15 protein-coding genes are annotated in these 21,411 nt (G+C 64.1%); 3 read left to right on the top strand and 12 right to left on the bottom strand.

What is annotated here, in order from left to right:
* Positions 1 to 48: 48 nt before the first annotated feature.
* Positions 49 to 1,074 (bottom strand): multidrug DMT transporter permease, encoded by a 1,026-nt coding sequence (locus tag OH491_RS10275; protein ID WP_068771490.1) that lies wholly within the window; start codon positions 1,072 to 1,074, stop codon positions 49 to 51.
* 83 nt (positions 1,075 to 1,157) lie between these two features.
* Entirely contained in the window at positions 1,158 to 1,460 is a 303-nt protein-coding gene (locus OH491_RS10270) for a hypothetical protein (RefSeq protein ID WP_145928940.1), read from the bottom strand.
* 122 nt (positions 1,461 to 1,582) lie between these two features.
* Between OH491_RS10270 and OH491_RS10265 the strand changes: the two genes are divergently transcribed.
* The gene (locus tag OH491_RS10265) at positions 1,583 to 1,828 is read left to right on the top strand and encodes a hypothetical protein (RefSeq protein ID WP_068771492.1); all 246 of its coding nucleotides are present in this window, start codon (positions 1,583 to 1,585) and stop codon (positions 1,826 to 1,828) included.
* Between the two features lie 410 nt (positions 1,829 to 2,238).
* Entirely contained in the window at positions 2,239 to 2,985 is a 747-nt protein-coding gene (locus tag OH491_RS10260; protein WP_068771493.1) for a GntR family transcriptional regulator, read from the top strand.
* Between the two features lie 318 nt (positions 2,986 to 3,303).
* Here OH491_RS10260 and OH491_RS10255 read toward each other — a convergent pair whose 3' ends face one another.
* The 10 genes from OH491_RS10255 to OH491_RS10210 form a co-directional block, all read right to left on the bottom strand.
* Positions 3,304 to 4,554, bottom strand: coding sequence for an ATP-binding protein (locus OH491_RS10255; RefSeq protein ID WP_068771494.1), 1,251 nt, complete (start codon positions 4,552 to 4,554; stop codon positions 3,304 to 3,306).
* Between the two features lie 297 nt (positions 4,555 to 4,851).
* Positions 4,852 to 5,139 carry a helix-turn-helix domain-containing protein gene (locus OH491_RS10250; RefSeq protein ID WP_068771664.1) on the bottom strand — a complete coding sequence of 96 codons (288 nt, stop codon included), beginning with the start codon at positions 5,137 to 5,139 and terminating at the stop codon, positions 4,852 to 4,854.
* Between the two features lie 132 nt (positions 5,140 to 5,271).
* A complete protein-coding gene (locus OH491_RS10245) occupies positions 5,272 to 6,546 on the bottom strand; it encodes a tyrosine-type recombinase/integrase (RefSeq protein WP_068771495.1) in 1,275 nt (424 codons plus the stop codon).
* A 136-nt stretch (positions 6,547 to 6,682) separates the two neighbouring features.
* Positions 6,683 to 7,723 carry a LacI family DNA-binding transcriptional regulator gene (locus OH491_RS10240; RefSeq protein ID WP_068771496.1) on the bottom strand — a complete coding sequence of 347 codons (1,041 nt, stop codon included), beginning with the start codon at positions 7,721 to 7,723 and terminating at the stop codon, positions 6,683 to 6,685.
* A gap of 50 nt (positions 7,724 to 7,773) precedes the next feature.
* Entirely contained in the window at positions 7,774 to 9,213 is a 1,440-nt protein-coding gene (locus tag OH491_RS10235; protein ID WP_068771497.1) for an MFS transporter, read from the bottom strand.
* 187 nt (positions 9,214 to 9,400) lie between these two features.
* Positions 9,401 to 10,225 carry a carbohydrate ABC transporter permease gene (locus OH491_RS10230; protein ID WP_068771498.1) on the bottom strand — a complete coding sequence of 275 codons (825 nt, stop codon included), beginning with the start codon at positions 10,223 to 10,225 and terminating at the stop codon, positions 9,401 to 9,403.
* Positions 10,222 to 11,112 carry a carbohydrate ABC transporter permease gene (locus tag OH491_RS10225; protein WP_068771499.1) on the bottom strand — a complete coding sequence of 297 codons (891 nt, stop codon included), beginning with the start codon at positions 11,110 to 11,112 and terminating at the stop codon, positions 10,222 to 10,224. The genes OH491_RS10230 and OH491_RS10225 overlap by 4 nt, the downstream gene beginning before the upstream one ends.
* The gene (locus OH491_RS10220) at positions 11,109 to 12,362 is read right to left on the bottom strand and encodes a sugar ABC transporter substrate-binding protein (protein ID WP_342751082.1); all 1,254 of its coding nucleotides are present in this window, start codon (positions 12,360 to 12,362) and stop codon (positions 11,109 to 11,111) included. Before OH491_RS10220 ends, OH491_RS10225 begins: the two co-directional genes overlap by 4 nt.
* A 443-nt stretch (positions 12,363 to 12,805) precedes the next feature.
* Positions 12,806 to 14,365 carry a sialate O-acetylesterase gene (locus OH491_RS10215; RefSeq protein ID WP_068771500.1) on the bottom strand — a complete coding sequence of 520 codons (1,560 nt, stop codon included), beginning with the start codon at positions 14,363 to 14,365 and terminating at the stop codon, positions 12,806 to 12,808.
* 17 nt (positions 14,366 to 14,382) lie between these two features.
* The gene (locus OH491_RS10210; protein WP_068771501.1) at positions 14,383 to 17,205 is read right to left on the bottom strand and encodes a TonB-dependent siderophore receptor; all 2,823 of its coding nucleotides are present in this window, start codon (positions 17,203 to 17,205) and stop codon (positions 14,383 to 14,385) included.
* 475 nt (positions 17,206 to 17,680) lie between these two features.
* Here OH491_RS10210 and OH491_RS10205 point away from each other — a divergent pair, with 475 nt between their 5' ends.
* Complete coding sequence (locus OH491_RS10205; protein ID WP_068771502.1) at positions 17,681 to 21,295, top strand: DUF7594 domain-containing protein; 3,615 nt, start codon at positions 17,681 to 17,683, stop codon at positions 21,293 to 21,295.
* The last annotated feature ends 116 nt before the right edge of the window (positions 21,296 to 21,411 follow it).

Below are 21,411 nucleotides of genomic sequence, written 5' to 3'. Positions count from 1 at the left end.
CCTTCGCGCTCTTCGCGTCCTTCGCGGTTAATTTATGGTTCGTTTATGTTATTTCGAGGCGACGAGGAAGGCGATGCCGACGAAGAAGGAGACAAACATGGCGGTCAGCAGGGAGGCGGTGCCCTTCGGCGCGCCCTTGAATTCCTTCCAGATGAACACGCCCCAGATCGCGGCGATCATCGTGGCGCACTGGCCGAGCGCGTAGGAGAGCGCCGCGCCGGCGGCGGCGGAGGCGATGAGGCTGAAGGCCATGCCGAGGTTCCAGATCGTGCCGCCGAGCACGCCGACCGCGTGGAGTTTCAGGCTGCCCTTGGAAAAATAATCGAGCGGGTTCACCGGCTCGCCGCGGACGGGCTTGAGGGAGACGATGGTGTTCCAGAGGAAATTGGAGACAAAGAGGCCGGCCGAGAAAACCACGAGCGCGGTGCAGGGTGTCATCAGGCCCGCCTCGGGCGTGGCGAAGTTTTGTATCATGCCCTTGGACACAAGCCCGAAGAAGCCGCCGCCCATGAGCAGGCCGGCGATGATGGAAATGGCGATGCCGAGCGCCGAGCCGCCGCTTTGCCCGCCGGCGTTTTTCGCCGCCATGAGCTTTTTGTAGGCGACGGCGTTGATGACGATGGCGAGGACCACCAGCCCCACGCCGATGTATAACAGCGCGGAGTCGCCAACCTCGGCGGGACGGAAGAAGGCGGTTTGCAGCGTGCCGATGACGAGCGCGAGGCCCACGCCGATGGGGAACGCCACGGCGAGCCCCGCGATGTCAATGGCGATGACGAGCAGGATGTTCGAGAGGTTGAACAGCACGCCGCCCAGGAAGGCCCAGCCGAGCGGCGAGGCGCCGGCCTGCGCGATGTCCGCGAGGAAGCCGCGCCCGCCCGCGCCGGTGCTGCCGAGGGTGAAGGCGATGACCAGCGCGCTGAGCAGGATGCCCAGGCCGTAGTCCCAGTAGAAGAGCTGGTATTTCCACTTGTCGCCCGCGGCGAGCTTCTGGGTGTTGCCCCAGGAGCCCCAGCACAGCATCGTTACAAAGCACATCGCCACGGCGACGGGGTAGGAGGATATGGTTAGCATGATTTTTTGCGGAGTTGAGGGTTGGGTTTTGCCGGTGGATTTAGGCCTTTGGGCGGTGGGCGGGCACTCCGTGTATGGTGCCGCTATGAGGGTGACACATGTGCCGCTGCGAGGGTGAGGCCCCAGCAGGGACGCCGGCGCGGCGCGGGGTTGCAGGCCTGATAGGATTCCTTGATCGGGCGATGCCGGGCATAGGCGAAATCACGATCAATGTTCCAAGCCGGATAACGCACTTCCATTCCCGCTTCCCGGCCGTTCCACCCGTTCGGGGCGGGCCGGTCAGCCGCGAGCTTGCGGGCGGCGGGCATGCCGATCTGCCGGGCAAGATTGGTGGAGAAACCGGTCTGCACCATGACGACTTCTCCATCAGCTGCGCTGGCGGGCAAGCGGCGGAACAAGTCAACCGGGCGGGGTGTGGCGGCGGAGTCGAAAACGACGGGGAAAGATTTGCTTTTCTCTCAGTGCGCGGCGCCTCGGGCGAGGCACCGACGGGGATATCCGGACGTCCGTGGAAGGCGTTGGCCGCGTCAACACCGGGCGCGGCCTCGGGCAGCGGGCTGGCGAGGGTGACGGCCAGCAGTTCGCAGACGCCGCGCGACTGGAGGGCGCGGATGACGGCGAGCGCGATGGCACCGTCCGCATCGTTGCCCATGGCGGTGTCGAAAACGAATTTCACCGGATAAACCGGCGGCGGCGTTTCCAACGCGGCGCAAGCTGGCGCAAATGCCAGCGTCAGCAGCCCCGAGAAACATGATAAAACAACTAGTTGAGAATGAGTCCTACTCGACCATCTGAAGTTATCGGGGGGGGCATGGGTATAAGAATGACTTGGGTTTTGAAAAATATTTAAGTTATAACATAGCAAGTCTTTTTTTTAGAAATTCCTAAAATTTGCCTTATCATGGTGACATGGAAGATACTTGAACTAATTCCATGTCATAAAATTCCATTTCCCGCATTTTTCGCGATTCGCGATTAAAAATCGCGTATTTTTGAGCTCCCGAAAAGTCCTGAAAATTATTTTTTGAGCGGAAGTTATAGAGGAAACCAAGGTGAAAAGAATGCCGTTGTTTTGTTACTCGTTTCAAATAAAAAGGAATTCTTTTCTTTTTATTCCATACTGGACAGCACGTAATTTTTCGGTGTGTCTGCTGTTAGTTCATTATGAGCGACTCTTCCCCCTCATCCGTGCTGAACACTGCTTTTGCCGTTTCCGATGGCAGGGCAGGGTCAACCGACAGCCATCTGTCTGTCGCCGCCGACCGGATCCGCCAAGAATTGCTGGATCTTATCCTGAGCGGGGAAATCGCCGCCGGCACGCGTCTTGACCAGCGTCAACTCGCCAAGCGGCTGGAAACGACCACGGCCCCCTTGCGGGAGGCGTTCAGCGCGCTGGAAAACGAAGGATTGCTGGTGCGCCAGCAGGGAATCGGCGTATTTTGCCGCGTCTTTACCGTTCCCGAGATCGAGGAGATGGTCGAAATCCGCGGCGTGCTGGAGGCGCTGGCAGCGCGGCGGGCCACAGCGCTCATCACCGCCGCGGAACTCAATGAATTAAAGGAAATCGCGGCGCGGCTCAACCAGCCGATCAAGCCGGACGGCGTGGGCGAGTTTCTCCAATGCCATGTCGGCTTCCACAAGCGTGTCATCCAGATTTCGCGCAGCCCCCGCTTGCAGGCATTGCTCGAATTCCACCACTTCGTTGACATGGTGCTGGCCAACATCGCGCCCCGGCTTTGGAAAATCGAGCCTCATGACCATCTCGGCCTGGTCAACGCGCTGGAAAGCGGAAATCCCGAATGGGCCGAGCAGGCCATGCGCAACCACATCGCGCCGACCTACCAGAAACGCTTCGCCGCCCTCCGCACCCGCTTCGGCGAGGGGCCGATCTTCGCCCAGCGCACGGCGTGAGCGCGCGGGACAACGGGCGCGCCATCCTCCGGCGCGACGACGAGCAGCCCCTTTTTCAGGCGCACGACACGCCTCTGTTTTTCAAGCGACGCGACTTTGCACTCGGCGAACGATGGCCAGGGAAAACGCTGGCGCGAGCGGAAAGGTCATTGGCGAAATTCCGAAATCCGTGAGCTTGTTCATGTTTCTGGCGGCAGGCGAAGGAGGATGGTGGGGCTTGCGATGATAGCCGCGTTTTTCTCGATTATCGCGGCACGTTTTGCTGTTCACGGCGCGGTGGATTTAGGGAAAGCAGGCTGCCTTTGCGGGGCCTTTGTTTTAAGCGGTGAGCGTTGCCAGCGGGACGACCTGCACGCCGTCGGGGCGGCGATGGGCGAAGCCATTGGCGGTGATGACCGCGAGCGTTTTCGGCGCGGAGGTTTTTGACGTGTCGATGTTCGCGGCGAATTTCAACAGGTTTTCCGCCGCCGCGTCCGCCGCGCCGACGCCGAGTTTCACTTCGACGGCGAGCCAGTCGCCGCTGCCGGCCTCGACAATCGCGTCAACCTCGCGTCCCGAGGAGTCCCGGTAATGGCAGACCTTGCCGTCGTTCGCCTGCGCGTAGATGCGCAGGTCGCGGATGACGAGCGACTCGAAAAGCAGCCCGAAAAAATTGAGGTCGGCGAGCAGTCTGCCGGTGTCGAGGCGGAGGATGCCGCAGGCAAGCGAGGGGTCGGCGAAATGGCGCTTGGGCTGCTGCCGCAAGGTCGCGCTGGAACGGATGTGCGCGCGCCACGCGGGGAGGTTTTCGACGATCATCAGGCGTTCGAGCGCGTTGAGGTAGCCGGCGGCGGTTTCGTCCTTGAACGCGCCGGCGGCGCCGCGCACGTCCGCCGCGAGCGTGGCCACCGGCGCCTCGGTGGAGATGTTTCGGGCGAGCGATTGCAAAAGCCGCGCAACCTTGGCGGGGTCGCGGCGTTTTTCGGAAACGCGGCTGATATCAACCTCCGCCGTCAACGCGGCGTAATCACGGGAGAAACCGATGGCGCGGGAAAGGGGCTTGCCGAGCAATCCGGGCCAGCCGCCGAAGAGGATTTTTTCGGCGAGTTCGTCGAGTGGCGCGGAAACATCCGACGACGAGACCGGCCTGCCCGCAAACAAATCCGCGAGCCGGGCCTCGCCCGACGACCAGCCGCGCTCGAAAAGCGACATCGGGCGCATCGGCAGGACGGAAAAACGCCCCGCGCCGGAATGCCGCCGCGCTTTTTCGCCGGGGTTGGCGGAGCCGGTGAGGATGAACTGCGCGTCCTGTTTCGCCTCGTCAACCTCGCGGCGGACGCGGTTCCAGAGTCCGGGGAATTCCTGCCATTCGTCGAGCAATCGCGGACGCGCGCCTTGCAAAACGCGGGCGGGTTCGACGCCCATTGCGATCCGCGCCTGCTCATCGGTGTCGAGCCGCACAACACTCGCGGCGGCTTGCAAGGCCGTCTCGGTTTTCCCGCAGGCTTTCGGCCCGCAAATCAACACCGCTCCGGCCTCGGAAAGCTTTTCTGAAAGTTCTTTGTCAGCAAAGCGTTTTGAGTAAGCCATGATGTTTTATTTATGTTCAAGGGGAAACAAAAACAGATTTAAAAAGGGATGAAAATACAAATTAGAGGGAGATAAAAATTAAATTTCAAAAGGGATAAAAAAACAAGGAAGACATATGAGGCGGGGATAGGGCGGTGTGCGAAAATCAGCCGGCATACCCACCCGCAGGCCCTGCATCACGCAGGGCCTGCGGGTGGGTTTTGTGGCAGGCGGCATTATAAATGCCGACGCGCCTTTGGGTGGGCGGGAGGAAATTTCCCACACGTGGGAAATTCGTGTCGCGGCCCGTCGTGCGCGTCAGTGGCGCGGCGGCACAAGCAATTTCACACGGATGTGCGCCTCGACTTCCGTGAGATCGTAATACACGAAGTGCCCGAGGCGATGGTGCGGGATGCGGCGCTCCTGCGTCCACGCGCGCAGCGTGCGGATCGACGGCTCGCGGTCCTTGGGGAAAATTCCGCTCATGCGCAGGCCGTTGATGTCGGTGAGCGGATGCTGGATACCACTGGCGGGGCCGGCGGTGTTGTTTGCGGAGGCGGCGCCTGTGATGGCGGACGCGGCGATGGTGCGTGTGGTGTTTTGCATGGCTTCCATGTCGTTGTTGCGCGGTCAACGCGGGCGGGGTTGCTCCGCGATGATTCCGGCGCAAAGGCCAACAGGCGCGGCGTGAGCGACCTTTGCGGGGCGCCCGCGCCGTGCGGGTTCGGGAGAGGCTTGTCATGCCGCGAGGCGGCGCGGTTCGCTTGCGTCGTTGGCGGGGATGTCGGCGCTCTGCGATGCGCCGGCCTCCTCCGCAGTCGCCGCTGTTTTCACTGCTGGTGCTTTTTTCGGCGCAATCCCGAAGAAGGTTTCGGCCTCCTGCGGGGTGGTCACGTTCAGGTAATGCCGGCGGATGATGCTCTCCGAATTGCCCGCCTGCAACGCCGTGTCGCCCATCGAGCGAAATTTCGCCACGTGCATCGAAATAAACGTGTGCCGCAACACGTCGTGCGACAGTTTGAACTGCCGGCGGATGCGCGAGATTTTTCCGGCCACGTTCCTCATCTTCTCCTTGGATGGGATGATGGGGTGTTTGTCCAAAGGATACGCTTGGAGCCACGCGGCAAGGTTGGGCTGGATGGTGATGAGCCGGCGCATGTTCACCTTGGAAACCCACGGCTCGATGGTGATCGCGTTGTTTTCCAAGCGCACGTCGCTGGCGGGTAATTTGGTGATTTCCCCGTTGGGCCGGATGCCGGCGAACAGGCACAATGCGAAATACGGCACGAACGCGCCATCCTTGACCGTTTCCACGTGTGCCATGAGTTGTGCCGCTTGCTCGGCGGTGAGCGACGTGGCCGAACCCCGGCTGTGCTCAATGCGGTGGCGCTGGATTTTCTCCATCGGATTGTCCTCAGCCTTCAGCCAGTCCTCGCGATGGCAGGCGAACTCGAAAAAGGTGTGCACAAGAGCACGGCGGTTGTTGAAGGTCTTGAGCGCCGCGTTCCCTCGGTTCAGGTAGGTATCCAGCTCCGTCCGGCTCAATTCGTGCAGCCGTTTTAACGGGAAATGCGCCAGCAGCGTGTCCATCTCGCCTTCGATTGCGGCCATCTGGCGCTCGCAGATGAGATGCTTTTTCTCCTCGATGCGGCGCGCCTCAAGGTAGGTCTTGGCGGCCTCGGACAGCAGGATTTGCGCGCGGGGCTCCTTGAAATGCGCCAGTCCGTAATCGGCATAAAACGCCAGCGGACGGGGCTTGTCGCCGAAGCGGTAGAACAGCGCTTCGGCCTCGCGCACCTGCGCCTCGGTCAGGCTGGTGGCGACGGGACGCAGTCCGGCCTGCGTCTGCATCAGTTTCAAATCGAGCGCCCCTCGTTCGACGAAGGCGGCCTGCCTGTCCTTGAAGTTTCGGCGGATGCGCAGGCCGTGCATCCATCCGCTCACGCGCCATGAAATAACGCCATTGCGGTTCTTGAACGGTTTGACCGTGAATGAGGGATTTGTTTCTTTCATCGTGCTGGTTGCCGCATCAACCGGCAACCTGACCGACTTTCCCTCATTCCTCCTCGGAAGCTCACGGGCGGGACGCCCGTGCCACCTGCCGGCAAGGATGCCGGCGCTCCCAGTCGCTGGCGCGGCAACGCATGGCTCAGTGATGTATCCGACGCGCGGGCAGGGTGCCGCCTTCATGCCACACGCCGTCGAGCCCGACGACGCGGGGCAGGGAGGGAATGCCGTATTCGCTGTTTTGCATGGCATTCGCGAGCAACTCGGTCGCGGCGGCGCCGATTTCGCTCTGGCGCTGGTCGATGCCCGACATTTCCCCGGCGGACTCGTTGCAGTCGAGCATCACCAGCCCGATGTCGCGGCCGATGTCATACCCCGCGCCGGCGAGCCAGTCGTGGGTGTCGTGACGCAGTGAAAGCACGGCGTCCACCCGGTGTTTTTTCACCCACTCAAGCAGGCTCCGGCGATTGAAGGCGTCGTCGGCGTAGAGCAGGGGCGGCACCGGGATGCGGTGGTGCCGACTGTAGGTGCTGGTGAGATAGCCGGCGAGAAAACCCTGGTCAACCGCCTCGAGCACGTGCTGGCTGAGCAGGATGCCCGGGCGTTTCCATCCGCGCGCGTGGCAGGTGTCGAGCACGAGGCGCATGGAGCGGAAATGGTTGTGGGTGACGCGGTGCACGGGCACCTCGGAGAACGAGTAGCTGATGGTCACGCAGGCCAGCCGTTCCCAGGCGAGGTTGATCTTGAAGTCGTGGCCGGGCACCGGGGCGATGATCACACCGTGGATGCCGCGGGTGTCGAGCACCTGTTGCAGGCGGCTCCCGCGGCCGTTGACCGAGGTGAGCCGGATGGGTTCGATGCGATAGCCGAGCTCGCGGGCGCGCGCCGAGGCGCCCTTGAGCATGCGCGCCTGGTGGTCGAGCTGGCCGGGGTGGATGGCTTTTTCGCGGGAGATGATGAAGCCGAGCACGTCGCCGGTGGGACGGTTGCGGCGGTTGCGCACGCGCGCCATCAGGGCGTTGATGAGCGGGTTGGGGCGGTAGCCGAGCGCCCTCGCGCCGGCCTGCACGCGGTCGCGGGTGGCCTGCGCGACGCGGTGGCTGTTGCGCAGCGCGAGCGACGCGGTGTAGGTGGAGACTTTGCAGTGTCTCGCGATTTCGGCGATGGTGGGGAGGGCGCCCATGGCACGGATGATTGCTGCCACTGGAAGGGTCTCCTTGGCGAAAGGAAAAATCAAGCCGCCGCTTTGCTCCGCGCGGCGAGTTGCGCGCGGATGTCATCGGCCATGCGCCGGCTGAGCGGGTAGCGCGCGAACACGGCGAGCGCGGCCAGGAACATCAGCGCGGGGATGCCGCAGTAGCAGATTTTCATGAACAGCAGGGTGGCCTGCGTTTGCGCGCCGCCAAGCCGGGCGTCGAAGCCTGTCAGCGCGAGCATGTAGCCTGAAATGGCGAAAGCGAGCGCGATGCCTGTTTTGAAAAACCATCCGTAAAGCGCGCCGAAGAGCCCTTCGCGGCGCACTCCGTTTTCCAGTTCATCGTGGTCGCACACATCCGCGATCATGGCGTGGCAGAGCATGAAGATGGCGGCGTTGTCCACTCCGCTCAGGACGGAATTGACCAGCACCAGCCACGGATGGCCGGGCGCGAGCAGAAACCATAGCAATATCATGCGCAGCACGCTCCAGACGAGCGCGGCGATGAAGATTTCCTTTTTGCCAAATTTCACCGAGAGCCTGGTCACGGGCGGCGTCATGATGATCGAGGAAACGAGCCAGATGGTCGTGTGCATTCCCATGAGCAGCGAACCTGCGTCCTTGTTGCCCCCGTGCAGGCAGTAAACGAACACATACAAACCGAGCCCGCCGACAAGCGAGGTGCCGCAGATTATCAGGGTGAAGGCGATGGTGAGCCGCCGGAAGGGGGCGTTTTTTACCGCGGCCTTCACTCCCGCGAAAAACGAGGCGCGCGGTCTGGCCTGCGCCGGCGATTTTGCCTGCGCGGTCGCGGCGGCTGCCGGGATTTTGCGTTCCTTGACCAGCAGCACGGGCATCAGGCCGAAGAACAGCATGATGACGCCGGCGCCGAGGCCCGTGTAGCGGACGCCTTCGATGGTGTCGGCGAAGAAACTGCGTTGTGTGAACCAATACAGCCAGCCGACGAGGATTTGTCCCACGGGGCCGAAGATGGAGGGGAACGCCATCAGTTTGGTGCGCTCGTCGTAGTTGCCGGCGAGTTCGTAGCCCATCGCATACCACGGCACGGAAAACACCCCGAGCGCCAGATAAAACAGGGCCGATGAGACGGCGTAATAGGCGACGTATTGCCCCGGCGTGAGCCCGCGCGGAAACAGCCACATGGCGGCGAAAAACAGCGCGGTCAAAAACGAGCCGATTGCGATGAAGGGCTTGCGGCGGCCCCAGCGCGTCACGAGTTTGTCCGACCAGTGCCCGACGAGAGGGTCGGTGAACGCATCCCAGACGCGGCCGAGCGCGAGCAGAGTGCCGATGACGCCGGGGTTTACGCCGAGCGCGATGTTGTAGATGGGGAGCGAGAGCTGCTTGGGCGCCTGCTTGGCGGTCATCACCGACAGGTTGCCGAGCCCGTAGCCGAGTTTGGTCTTGAAGGAAAGGGGAGCGGGCGAGGGGACGGCGTCTTTCGGCGAATCGGGCATGATGGAAAAGAGAGGGTGGGGGAGAGTATGGCGGGGAAACAAAACAAAACACGCGACGCGCGAATGAGAGATGCAGGACATGCAGACCTGCGGCCTCGCTCAACCCGCCTTCGTGCTAACGCGTTAGCATGAAGACCTGCGCGCCTCCCGCGCACCCCGCGTCCGGGCCGCCGGAGACGCGCCGCCTTTACTTGATGCCCGTGCCCGTGTCCGTCGCCACGATGTAGCGCTGGAACCACCGGAAGAACACGATCACCGGCAGCGTCGCCAGCACCGCGCACGCCAGGATGTCCCCCCATTGGACCGGCGGCTGCGTGAAGAGATTCGCCAGGCTGATCTGCACCGTGCGCGTCTCCTCCCGTGTCGCGATCATCAGCGGCCACAAAAAATCCCCCCAGTGCGCCAGCAGGTCGAGCACCACCACCGTCGCCAGCGCCGGCTTGATCGAGGGCAGCGCCACATTCCAGAACTGCCGCCACGCCCCCGCCCCGTCCATCACCGCCGCCTCCTCCAGCGCCACCGGCACCGACAGGAAATGCTGGCGCAGGAAGTAGATGTTGAACGCCTTCGCCATGAACGGCACCGTCAGCCCGCCCATCGCCGCCGCGTAGCCGCCCGTCAGCCCGAGGTCGCGCGCCGTGAAAAACATCGGCACCGCCAGCACTTCCACCGGCAGGATGACCAGCATCACCACGCCGGCGAACAGCCACTCGCGGCCACGGAATTCGAACCGGGCGAACGCATACGCCGCCAGCGCGTTGACGAACAGCCCCGCGCCGCAGATCGCGGCCACCTGCGCCACCGTGTTGACCAGCGCCCTCCCCAGCGCGGCCCGGCGCCACGCGTCGGCGTAGTTGCCCAGCGTCCAGCCTTCCGCGCCCAGCCAGCCGCCCGGGCTCATCTGGAAAATCCGCGATTCCTCGCGCAGCGAGGCCAGCACCATCCACAGCAACGGCGCCAAAAACACGAGCGCCGCCGCGCCGCTCAAAATCCATGCCGCGGTCTTTTTCATTCGCGCTCCTCCCTTGCCAGGCGGCGTTGCAGCCACGTGAGCCCGCCCACCAGCGCCAGAAAGACCAGCGCCGCCGCGCACGCCCGCCCCAGGTCCTGGCTCACGAACGTCGTCTCATACACCGACTGGATGAGCGACAGCGTGCTGTTGCCCGGCCCGCCGCGCGTCATCAGATAGGGTTGCACGAAGATGCGGAACGCCAGGATGGTCGTCACCGTCACCACGAAGATGATCGTGTTGCGCATCGAGGGCACGATCACGTGCCGCACCCGCTGCCAGCCGCTCGCGCCGTCGATGCGCGCCGCCTCCAGCAGCTCCTTCGGGACGTTTTGCAGCCCGGCAAGGAACACCATCATCTGCAACCCCGCGCCCTGCCAGACCGACATGAACGCGATGGCCGGCAGCGCCAGCGCCGGGTCGCGCAGCCACGCCTGCGGCGGCACGCCGAAAACCCCCAGCGCCGCGTTGAGCAGCCCCGTCTCCCCGCCCTGCTCCGGCTGGTAGAGCAGCGTCCACAGCACCGCCAGCACCGGCATCGACACCACCACCGGCACGAAGAACACGCCGCGCAGCCACCGCCAAGCCGGCTCCGGACGGTTGACCCACAGCGCGAGGAAAAACGCGAGGACGGTCTGCACCGGCACCACCAGCAGCGCGAACAGCAGCGTGTTGCCGAAGGCCCGCTGGAAGCGCGCGTCACCAGCGAGCCCGGCATAGTTGTCCGCCCCGGCGAACTCCGCCCGCTCCGGCGACAGCAAATCGGCGTTGGTGAAACTCCACCAGCCCGCCCGCAGCAGCGGCCAGACCACGAACACCGCCAGCAGCGCGCACGCCGGCAGCAAAAACCAGGGCGCGGCCCGCCCGCGTTTCCGTTGCCACGCCGTCATGGCCCCGCCTCCCCCGGCCGCCGCCGGTCGATCACCGCCTGCACCTCGTCCTCGGCCTGCCGCAGCCGCGCCTCCACGTCGGCGCCGCGGGCGATGTCGCGCAACGCCGCCGCGAACCGCTGGGAAAGCGTGGCGTAGAACGGCGTGCGCGGACGCGCCCGCGCCGTCGTCTCCAGTTGCGCGCGGAACTGCCTGTAGGGTTGTTTCGAATATTCCGGGAACGCCGCGAAGGCCGACCGCCGCCCCGGCACCGCGCCGTTGGCGCGCACGATGGGCGCCACGCCCTGCTCCGGGTCGGTGACCCATCTCACCCATAGCGCCGCCAGCTCCGGATCGCGCGTCCGCGCCGACACGCCCCAGCACCAGCTCCCGCACGGCGCCGCCGCCTCCGCGCCGAGGCGCGGCAGCGGCATCGCGCCCAGCCGTCCGCCCTTGGCCTCCTGGTGCGGGCGCGCCATCCAGTGCCCGCTCCAATCGAGCGCCACCTTGCCGTTGCCGAAGGGATTCGGGTCCACCGGATCGGTCGCCGCGTATTTTTTCTCAAACACCTGCTGCCACGCCCGCAGGCTGCGCACGTTGGCTTCGTCCGCCAGCACGCCGCGCACGCGCGGCGCGTCGTCGTCGATCAGCCTGCCGCCCCCGCTCCAGACCACCGGGCTGAACGCATACGTGAACCATTCGTCCGCGCTCTCGTCCATGTGCATCGCCAGCGGCTCGATGCCGGCGGCCTGCAAGGCCGCGCATGCGGCCATGAACTCGTCCCACGCCCACCCCTCGCCGTCCGCCGGAGGCGTCACGCCGGCCCGCGCCAGCAGTTCGCGGTCGTAATACAGCACCACCGCCGAGTCGAAGGCGCCCAGCGCGTAGAGCCGCCCGCCGATGGTGCCCTGCTTGAGCAGCGTCGGCAGAAAGTCCTCCAACTCCGCCCGGTCGAACCAGCCGTCCAGCGGCGCGAGCAACCCGGCATCGACCAGCCGCGCGACCAGCGGGCCGTCCAGGTCGAACGCGTCCGGCAGGTCGCGCGCCGCGGCGGCGATGGCGAGTTTTTCGGTGTATTGGAAGTCGGGGAAGAACGACAGCTCCACGCGGATGCCGCGCCCGGCGTACGCGGTATTGAACGCCTCTGCGATGTCGCGCATCGCCCGGTTCTCGGCCTCCTGCCCCTGATGCGACCACACGCGGATCACGCGCTCCTCCACCGGAGCCCGGCCGCAGCCCGCCAGGAAGACGACGAGCAAAAAAACGACCACCACGCCAGACAGCGCACCGGCCCCGGATTTTAAACGAGGAGCATGCACGCCGCCATCCAGAAGCCATTCGCCGCGTAATGCAACGCCCGTGTGCCGGTGGCCGCGGGGTGCAATTCAAAGCGAGGTCACACACAGTCAGAGGCGACATGGCGCTTGGTTAAGAAAGAGACGCTTGCGCAAGGAGCGGCGGCGTCCCGCCGCCGGACGAGGCGAAAGCCTCGCCCGTTTGCGCGCGGTTCATCGAGACACGATGGGCACGCGTTCCGCGTGTCGGGCGGCGGGACGCCGCCGCTCCTTGCGCAAGCGCGCTTTTAACGACAACAGCCCTTATCTTGGCGCCATTCCGGCCGGGGGTCTTTCTTCTTTCCTCTTTATCTTTCTCTTTCGTCAGGAACGGGCAGGGAGAAAGAGAAAGATAAAGAGGAAAGAAGAAAGAGGGCGGGTCAGGGCGCGGCGACGGCGGGCGGGCGCTCGCTGCGAAAAGGCGATGCGGGCAGGCCGGCTTCGTTATACAGCGATGACGGCGGATCGTTGTGCCAGGCGTAGCGCGCATGGACGGGCTCCGGCACGGCGTCGGAGGACAGCCAGACCGTTTCGCCGTCGATGCGGACCTGGGCCGGGTGCCAGGTATTGTCCCGGCCGGCGATTTCAAAGCCGGGCAGCCCCGGGAGGCGGGCGTTCAGGCCCTTGGCATGGGAGAAAAACACACGCAGCCGGTTCCCGTCTCGCTCGACGCGTTCGAAGACCGGCCCGGAATACTCACCGCCCTGCCCGTAGGTTTGCGCCAGCGCGATGAGCGCGAGGCGGCGTCCCGCCTCCTGTTTGTTGCCGGGGTGGATGTCGTTGGAGTTGCCGATGTCGATCGTGATGGCGGCGCCGGTGTCGGACTGCCGCAGCCCGGCCATCTGCGCCTCGCGTTGCAAGGCCCAGAGCTGGCCGGTGGAATCGCTTTTGCGGGTGAGGTTGGCGAGCTGGACAAAATAAAACGGCATGCGCCCCAGTGCGAAATCCTCGCGCCATTGGCCGATCATGCGCGGGAAAAGGTCGGCGTATTCGTCGGGGCGGGCGGCGTTGGTTTCGCCTTGATACCAGATCACGCCGCGCACGGCGAGGGGCAGCAACGGATGGATCATGCCATTGTAGAGTGCGGCGGGCATCCAGCGGCTGCCGTCGCCCTCGGGCGCGCGAGGCGCCTTCGTCGCCGGCGCGCGGTTCTCCTTTTTTGCCGCGGCGGATTCCCGTTCCCATTTTTCCTTCGCCTTTTTGTAGGCGGCCAGCCTGGCGGGATACTCGTCGAGCCGTTCCTGCCAGCGCGCCTGGATCGCGGGCCAGAACGGACTGGAGCGCAACGCGTCGGCGCTCATCCACGATTCGATTTGCGTGCCGCCCCACGAGCTGTGGATCAGGCCGACGGGAACATCGAGGCGGCGGTGCAGCTCCCGTCCGAAAAAGTAGGCGGTGGCGCTGAAGTTGGGCACGGTTTCCGGACTGCAAACCTCCCATGCGCCTTCGGCATCGGTCGCGGGCCGGGGCGCGGTCGCGCGGGCGATTTTCACGTGACGGATGAGCGGATGATTCGCGGCGGCGATTTCCGTGGCGGCGTTGTCCACGCGGGGGACCCGCAGCTCCATGTTGGACTGGCCCGAGCAAAGCCAGACCTCGCCGACCAAAACATCGCGCACGCGGACGGTCTTGCCGCCGGACGTGACGGTGAGCTCGGCGGGCTTCGCGTCGGCGGGCATGGGATCGAGCCAGACGAGCCAGCCGCCGCCGGGGCCGGCCTTGGTGTTTTTCGTTTGCCCGTGAAAAACAACGGTGACCTGCCCGCCCGGCTCCGCCGCGCCGCGGATGGGCACCGCCATGTCCCGCTGGAGGACAACGCCGTCGCCGAGGAGCGGGGCGAGCGTGAGCGCGGACACGCGCAGGATGCCGGCGATGAGCGCCGCCGCGAGCGCGAGCGGGCGAAACAGGCGATGAGTAGTTGATAATTGGATACGGATCATGGCGGATGGCGGGCTGGTCAGAAGGAGAAGGAATTGCTCCAGGTGAGGGTGCGGGGCTGGACGAGTTGCAGGCGGTCGGGCACGCCGTCGGGACGGGCGCGCACTTCCAGCGGGTCGGTGTCGTCGAGGACGTTGCGCACGCTGAGCTGGGTCTTCCACCGCACTTTTTTGCGGAAGAAGTTCCTCTCGTAGGCGATGAATGCGTTGGTCTGGTAAATGTCGCGGCCGTGGTAGGTGACATCGCGATTAATGGTGCCGTCGCCATTCTCGCCAAAACCGATGATCGTGCGGTCACGATAACGCACCGAGCCGCCAACCGAAACCCCGCGCAACCAGCGCGGATTGGTGAAACGATAGCTGGTGACGAGGGTGATGCTCAAGGGACGGATGAAGGCGGCGGTGTCGCCCTCCATGGACTTGAGTTCGCGGTGGTTCGGAAGCAGCCGGTTGTCGATGATTTCGTTGACCGTGGAGCCGCCACCGCTTTCGGTGCCGTGTGAACGCCATACGTCGATATATTTTTCTATATAGGTGTCGAGCGCGGGGACCACTCTCTGGTAGGTGGTGTCGTTATAGGCGGCGGAGAGGGAGATGCGCCAGTTCCTCAGAGGGTTGTAGGTGAGGTCCAGCTCGAAACCCTGCGCCTCGTAGTCACGGGTGTTTCTGGGCGAGCCGTAGCCGCCGCCCGGACGGCGGGACGAGTTGTCGGGCTCGTTCAGGATGCCCCAAATACTATTGATGTCGCTGACCGCGTCATTGGCGGCGAGGATGCCGGTGACGGTGTCGTGTTCCTTGGTGTTCTTATAGGCCCCAATGGTGCCGGAGAGCTTGTTGTCGAAAAGCTGGAATTTGATGCCGGCATCCTGGCCTTTTCCAACCGAAATGGGGATCATGGCGCCATTGATGTCGCGGCGGGTGGAGCCCGGCGAAAAGTTGTCGGATTTATTATAGAAAATAGAGAGCCATTTCGTGAGGTGAAAAACCGCGCCGAGGCTGCTGGTATTGACGACATCATCGTTGGCTGGCTCCGGCGAGAGCATGGCGCTGCTGGCGGCATCCCATACTCCCGTGTCGGGATCCGGTCCCAAGAGAAGATCCCTGTCCCAATTTTTCACATGGTCGCGGCGGATGCCCGCGATGGTGACGAGACGGTTTTTCAACCAGAAACTTTGAAGCGCGCCGAAGAGCGAATCACTTTTGGTGCGCGTGGCCGTCGGCACCGTGCCGGCCCGGACATAACCGGAATTGATGCCTCCCGCGCCTTGCTGAATGGGAGCCAGATTTTCGCTGACGCTATAGATGCCCTTGTCGCGGTAAACATACGAGCGGCGGTAGATGCGATTGGCGTTTTCATTGAGCGCCGCCGGATACCCGGCCAAAGGCGTGAGGTTCACCTCGATATAATTGTCGATGTAGTTTTCGACTTCGCGCCGGTCGTAAGAGCCGACCAGACGATGATAACCCAGCCAGGTGTTGATCGGACGCAAATCCAGTTCGTATGCAGCCGAGACACGGAAGGTGGATTCGTCGTATCTATAGTCCTGCGGGCGCATCACTTTCTCAAAATAATATTGGCCCACATTCGGATTGGGCGGCGCATCCACGTTCCTTGCGCCGTCGAGGCTGGGGAGTTGCTCGTTGATATCGACGCGCAGCTCGGTGAACCCCTCGTTGGACCAGGGGCGCCAGAATTGCCGGTCGTAGTCATTGTAGGCGGCCTGCAAAAAAAAGTTCTTTCCGATTTTCTGCTCGATATAAACGGTGCGAAACCGCTGGCGATCGTCCTGCAATCCGGCGCTGAGGCCCATCGAATTGACATAAATTGGCCAGAGCTCCCCGCTGGCCGGAAGTATGCCGCCGGGGTCTTCCGCGCCGCGCGCGGTGTTTTTCCAGTTCAATATCGGGATGGGTGTGAGGCTCTGGTCCACCACCACAAGGTAATTGGTTGATCCCTGCCGGGTGGCGCCCGCCGGCGTGGTGCTGCTGCCGGTGACACCGTTGCCATAAGGCGCGGTGATGCCGCCTTGTGATTTCCAATAGCTGACCGACTCGGTGATGACATCCTTGCGGGCGTAGCTATACATGCGGCGCACTTGTTCGTAATCGAAGCGCACGGTCAGCTGGTAGTTTCTCTTGTCCACCAGCATCGCGGTGCCGGCGACATAATACGCCTTCCAGTCATCCCGGGTCGGATCGCGATAGCCGTCGAGTTCCTGGTTGAGCGCATCGACACGGATGGCCACCCGCTTCGGCACGATGACATGGCTGAGCCCGCCGGTGACGCGCCAGCCGCCCTCGTCGTCGATACGGGAGGAGAGCTCGAGCCGGTTGCGGGACAGGTCGGGCTGCTTGGTGGTGATGTTGATGATGCCGGAGGGATCGGCGTTGCCGAAAAGAATGGAATTGGGGCCGCGCGAGAAGGTGGCGCGGCTTATGTTATAGGTATCGCCGGAGCCCCGGATGAAATAATTCCGGCTGTAGGAGCCGCTGCGAATGCCGCGGATGCGGTAACCCTCGCCATCGGTTTCAGGCTCCGACTCGGTGTTCAAACCAAAGTTAAGGGCATCGTCTATCGAGATCGCGTCGATATCCTGAAGGAAATCCGTGGTCATGATCGAGATCGCCGAAGGAGTGTCGAGGATGCGCGAGTTCAGCCGGCTGCCCGCCTCGGTGTTGGTGGCGACATATCCGCGGTCGGTCGCGGCAGTGACGACAAAGGGGGAGAGTTCCACGAGTTCGCCCTCGGGAGGTTCGGGATCGGAGGCCGGGGCCTGCTGGGCCGGCGCGACGGCGCCGGAGAGGGAACACAGGAGCAAGGCTGCGAGGCGGCGGTGTTTCATTGGAAATGGAGTAATGGACTTTTGTTGAGGCAATCGGGGTGGTTAACAAATATTAATGGACGAGACGCGCCGGGCGGGTGGATGGTGTCTGGGGGCGGATGGCGGACAGACGTTGAGGATGGGGGAAAAAAATGCACGCCGCGCTTTGGCTAACGCGTTAGCAAGGAGCGGCGGCGTCCGCGCCGCCGGACGAGGCGAAGCCTCGCCCGTTTGCGCTTGGCTGCTCGAAAGCCTGCATATGAACGGGCGCTCGCGTTGCTCGCGTCCAGCGGCGGGACGCCGCCGCTCCTTGCGCAAGCGGTCTTCGGCGACATGTCTTGAATCGCACCCTGGCAGCTCGTCGGGCGACGGGATGCCGCCTCCCATGCTAACGATGCCAGCTCGCGAGCCCATTGCATCGGCCTGGCGTTTGCGTGAGATGCGGGCCGTCGCTTTCGACAACCTCTCAGAATCACCGCCATCCCGTTCCCCCGTCATGATTACCCTCAAAAAATTCATCCTTTCCCAACTTGCTTCGGTTGGCTTGATTGTGGCTCTCACTGGCCACGCGGCGCCGCTCAATGTCACGGTGACTTCCACGCCCGAAGGCGTCACGCCCGCCGTGCTCGGCTATAATCTCGGGCACTTCATGTCAGGGTCGAACACCGCCGACTGGTGGCGTTATTCCAACGTGAAGGCCGCGCGGGTTTTTCGCCAGCCAAACACGGTGGAGGTCATCCATAACGGTGACGATGGTGTCGCAGGCCTGGCGTCGTTCGTGGCGCGGCGCGCGGCGTTGCGGGCCAACACATCCGATCCGGCGCAATCGCTTGATAACAGCTACATCGACTGGCCGTTTTTTATCAACCGGCACAATACCATGCTCGTATCCGGCTCCAACCGATTTATTGCCACGCCAACATTTTCCGAGCTGCGCCGGCAGGGCGTGGAACTGTTGCTCCAGATGACGGCAAGCCTGACTGTTTTCACGATTGAGAACGATGACGACTGGGCGGGCAAATGGCTGCTCTGGCGGTTTTATTATACGCAGGCATTTATCTTTGGCCGCGAATACGATGTGCGCCGGTATTCGATGTTCAACGAGCCCAACCACGCCAACGCCGGCGGCATCACCTACGAGCAATGGCACCAGCGCCTCAAACTCGCCTCCGACGCCATCCAATGCGCGCTGGCCGATGTTAATTCACGCTATGGCAAAAGCCTCGTGCCCGAGGTCTTCGCGACCAATACCGCCTATGCCAACACCACTTCGCTCAACGAATGGGGCAAGCCCACGGTGGAAAAACGTCACGAGCGATTCGATGGCACCAGTGACCCTGCGTGGAGGAATTTTCATTTCTACAATTACCAGTCCTACAACACCAGTCCCACCGTGCTGGAAAATTATTTCCGACAGGTCAAGGAGGCCATCACTCCACTCGTGGGTGATGAGGAGCCCTACGGCATCGGGCTGACCGAGATAAACACCAGCACGTCGGCAAATTTTGACGCGGTTGATTACTCATCTGATGATCCGTTGCATTATGCCGCGCTCGGCGGCGATCTCGTGGCGCTCACTCGCGCGGGGGCCGCGCAGCTTTATCTGTTCAAGTTCGGCCAGACCGCGCGCACCGATGAGGGCAGTCGTTATCCCGTGACGAAAAATGGCACGCACTATGTGAATAATGACACCACCTCCGGCAGCGTAAATCCCTATGGCGGCGCTTCCCAGACCGCCGAGGTTTACCGTCTCTTCAACAAGGCCGCCCGTGGCGCGCGGCCGCGCCTCGCCTGCGCCGGTGACACGCCTCCCTCCAGCCTCTACCTGCTCGTCACGCGCGACGACGCGGCGGGATTTGTTTATATCTTCGCCGCCAACACCGGCGCCTCGGAGCTTCCGCTCAACCTCGATGTATCCGCGCTCGGCCTGCCCGTTGGCAATCTCTTCACCGTCGAGGAAGTCAGCGACCGCAGCCGCGGCGGCGTGGTTGCTCGCGCGGAAGTAACGGGAGGGGCGGGAGGAGGCATCGGCGCGATCACCCTGCGCCCGCAATCGGTGGCGCTCGTTTCCATTTCCACGCGCCCGCAGGCGGTCATGGCCGAAGCCGGCTCGCGGACGCTCACCGTAAATCCCGTGGCCGACGCGCAACTGGCCGACGGAGCCGGGCGCGAGACTCCCGCCGGTGGCGGCGCGTCGATGATTGTGCGCAGCGACGGCCTCACCGCCGACGGGCGCCGCGTGGCACTCATCAAGTTTCCCGTGCCCGCCATCGCCGCCGATGATTTTCAGGCCGTGCTGCTCGATCTCTACACCGCCACGACAGACGGCGGTGCGTTTGCCCAGGCTCATGTTTATGGGCTGGACGACGATGGTTGGGATGAGCATGCGGTCACCTGGTCCACGCTCGCGTCGGCTCTTCGCCAAAACGTCCCGGCGGGAAACAAAATCGCCAACAACGTCGTCGCCAACCAAGGCAGCATGACCTCGATTCTCGGCCAGCTCGTCGCGACTTCTGCTTCGGCTGCCGAGACGATGGTTGACGTGACGGATTTCGTGCGCAGGCAGGACGACGGTTTCGCCTCGTTCCTCATTGTGCAGGACCACCGTTGGGACGAAACGCTCGACATCGCCCACACGCCGGGCGACACGCAGCCGGGCGGCATCGGCATCGTCACGCGCGAGGGCGCAAACGGTGCTGTTCACGGGCCGCGCCTGCTCATCGCCGCGTCCGCCGAACCCTCTGGCCCCACGCTCATCGCGCAACCTTCGGGTGCCGCGGTGGAGGAGGGCGAGGCGGTGACGCTCGCCGTCACCCCGGAGAACGACGCGGGGGTCACCTATCAATGGCGCAAGGACGGCGTGGCAATCGCCGGCGCGACCTTTTCCACCCTGTCGTTGGCGGGCGTTTTGTCCGACGCTGGAATCTACGATGTCGTCGTGACCAACAACCAGGGCAGCGTCGTCAGCAACGAAGCCCTCGTGGTGATCAGGCCCTCGGCGGACGGCAGTCCTTTCGCGCAGCCCGCCGCCGTTGCGATTGACCGCGGAGGCAACCTCTACGTGGCCGATGCGGGCCGGCATGTGATTTATGGCATCACGCCGGACAACTACGTGAGCGTATTTGCCGGGCAACCGGACTCGCCCGGCGCGCAAAACGCCGTTGGCGGCGCCGCGCGCTTTCGCAATCCCGGCGCGCTGGCCGTGCGCGACGGCAGCCTCTACGTGGCCGACACGGGCAACGCGACCATCCGCGCCCTCTCGCGCGACGCGACCGTCTCCGCGTTTGCCGGCGGCATCGGGGTGCATGCCCACGCGGACGGACAAGCCGCCGCGGCCCGCTTCGACCATCCCGAGGGCATCGCCAGCGACGCGGACGGAAACCTTTACGTGGCGGACACGGGCAACCACGTCATTCGCAAAATCACGCCCGCGCGCGTCGTCACGACGATTGCCGGCAAGCCCCGCACCGCGGGCGCGCTTGACGCCACCGGCACGCAGGCGCTCTTTCGTTCGCCCGCCGGCATCGCCGCGAGCGGTTCCGGGGCGGAACTCGTGCTCTATGTGGCCGACACGGGCAACCACACCCTCCGCAAAATCACCGCCGCCACCGGCGAGGTCACGACGCTGGGCGGCGCGCCGGAGCAGCCGGGTTGCGCGGACGGCACCGCCGCCGCCGCGCGCTTCCGCGAGCCGCGAGGGCTGCTCGTGGACGGAGCCGGTGACATTTACCTTGCGGACACCGGCAACTCGCTCATCCGCCTCGTCACGCAAACCGGCACGGTGACGACCATCGCCGGACTGCCCGGCGCCGACAGCGTGCCCGGCCTCGCCGGTTACAAGGACGGCACTGGCGAAGGCGCATGGTTCGCGCACCCGGGGGCAATCGCACTGGCGGAGAACGGGAAACTCTACGTGGCCGACACCGGCAACTTCGCCGTTCGTGTCATCGACGAGAACAACAATGTGACCACCCTGCCCGTCCAGGAGGGCACTCCGCCGCCGTCCGAAAATGGAAACAGCGGTTCGCAAGGCGGTGGCGGCGGTGCGCCGACGCCTTGGATGCTGGCCGTGCTCGCCGTCCTCATGCTGTGCCGTGTCCCCCGCCGCTGAGCCATGCGCTTGCGCAAGGAGCGGCTGCCTCCGGCTGCCGGACGAGGCGAAGCCTCGCCCCGGATTGCAGGCGGCCTCGTTTTCGTTTTTTGGCGCGCCTGCGGCGCGTCGGGCGG

The organism is Termitidicoccus mucosus (assembly GCF_038725785.1).
Taxonomy (GTDB): domain Bacteria; phylum Verrucomicrobiota; class Verrucomicrobiia; order Opitutales; family Opitutaceae; genus Termitidicoccus; species Termitidicoccus mucosus.
This window is presented reverse-complemented; position numbering and strand designations above follow the sequence as displayed.

Bases quoted from the DNA above. Each gene is read 5' to 3' on its own strand.
- OH491_RS10210 (WP_068771501.1), bottom strand. From the start codon at position 17,205: ATGAAACACCGCCGCCTCGCAGCCTTGCTCCTGTGTTCCCTCTCCGGC.
- OH491_RS10225 (WP_068771499.1), bottom strand. From the start codon at position 11,112: ATGACGGCGTGGCAACGGAAACGCGGGCGGGCCGCGCCCTGGTTTTTG.
- OH491_RS10275 (WP_068771490.1), bottom strand. From the start codon at position 1,074: ATGCTAACCATATCCTCCTACCCCGTCGCCGTGGCGATGTGCTTTGTA.
- OH491_RS10250 (WP_068771664.1), bottom strand. From the start codon at position 5,139: ATGCAAAACACCACACGCACCATCGCCGCGTCCGCCATCACAGGCGCC.
- OH491_RS10260 (WP_068771493.1), top strand. From the start codon at position 2,239: ATGAGCGACTCTTCCCCCTCATCCGTGCTGAACACTGCTTTTGCCGTT.
- OH491_RS10255 (WP_068771494.1), bottom strand. From the start codon at position 4,554: ATGGCTTACTCAAAACGCTTTGCTGACAAAGAACTTTCAGAAAAGCTT.
- OH491_RS10215 (WP_068771500.1), bottom strand. From the start codon at position 14,365: ATGATCCGTATCCAATTATCAACTACTCATCGCCTGTTTCGCCCGCTC.
- OH491_RS10245 (WP_068771495.1), bottom strand. From the start codon at position 6,546: ATGAAAGAAACAAATCCCTCATTCACGGTCAAACCGTTCAAGAACCGC.
- OH491_RS10205 (WP_068771502.1), top strand. From the start codon at position 17,681: ATGATTACCCTCAAAAAATTCATCCTTTCCCAACTTGCTTCGGTTGGC.
- OH491_RS10235 (WP_068771497.1), bottom strand. From the start codon at position 9,213: ATGCCCGATTCGCCGAAAGACGCCGTCCCCTCGCCCGCTCCCCTTTCC.
- OH491_RS10240 (WP_068771496.1), bottom strand. From the start codon at position 7,723: ATGGGCGCCCTCCCCACCATCGCCGAAATCGCGAGACACTGCAAAGTC.
- OH491_RS10230 (WP_068771498.1), bottom strand. From the start codon at position 10,225: ATGAAAAAGACCGCGGCATGGATTTTGAGCGGCGCGGCGGCGCTCGTG.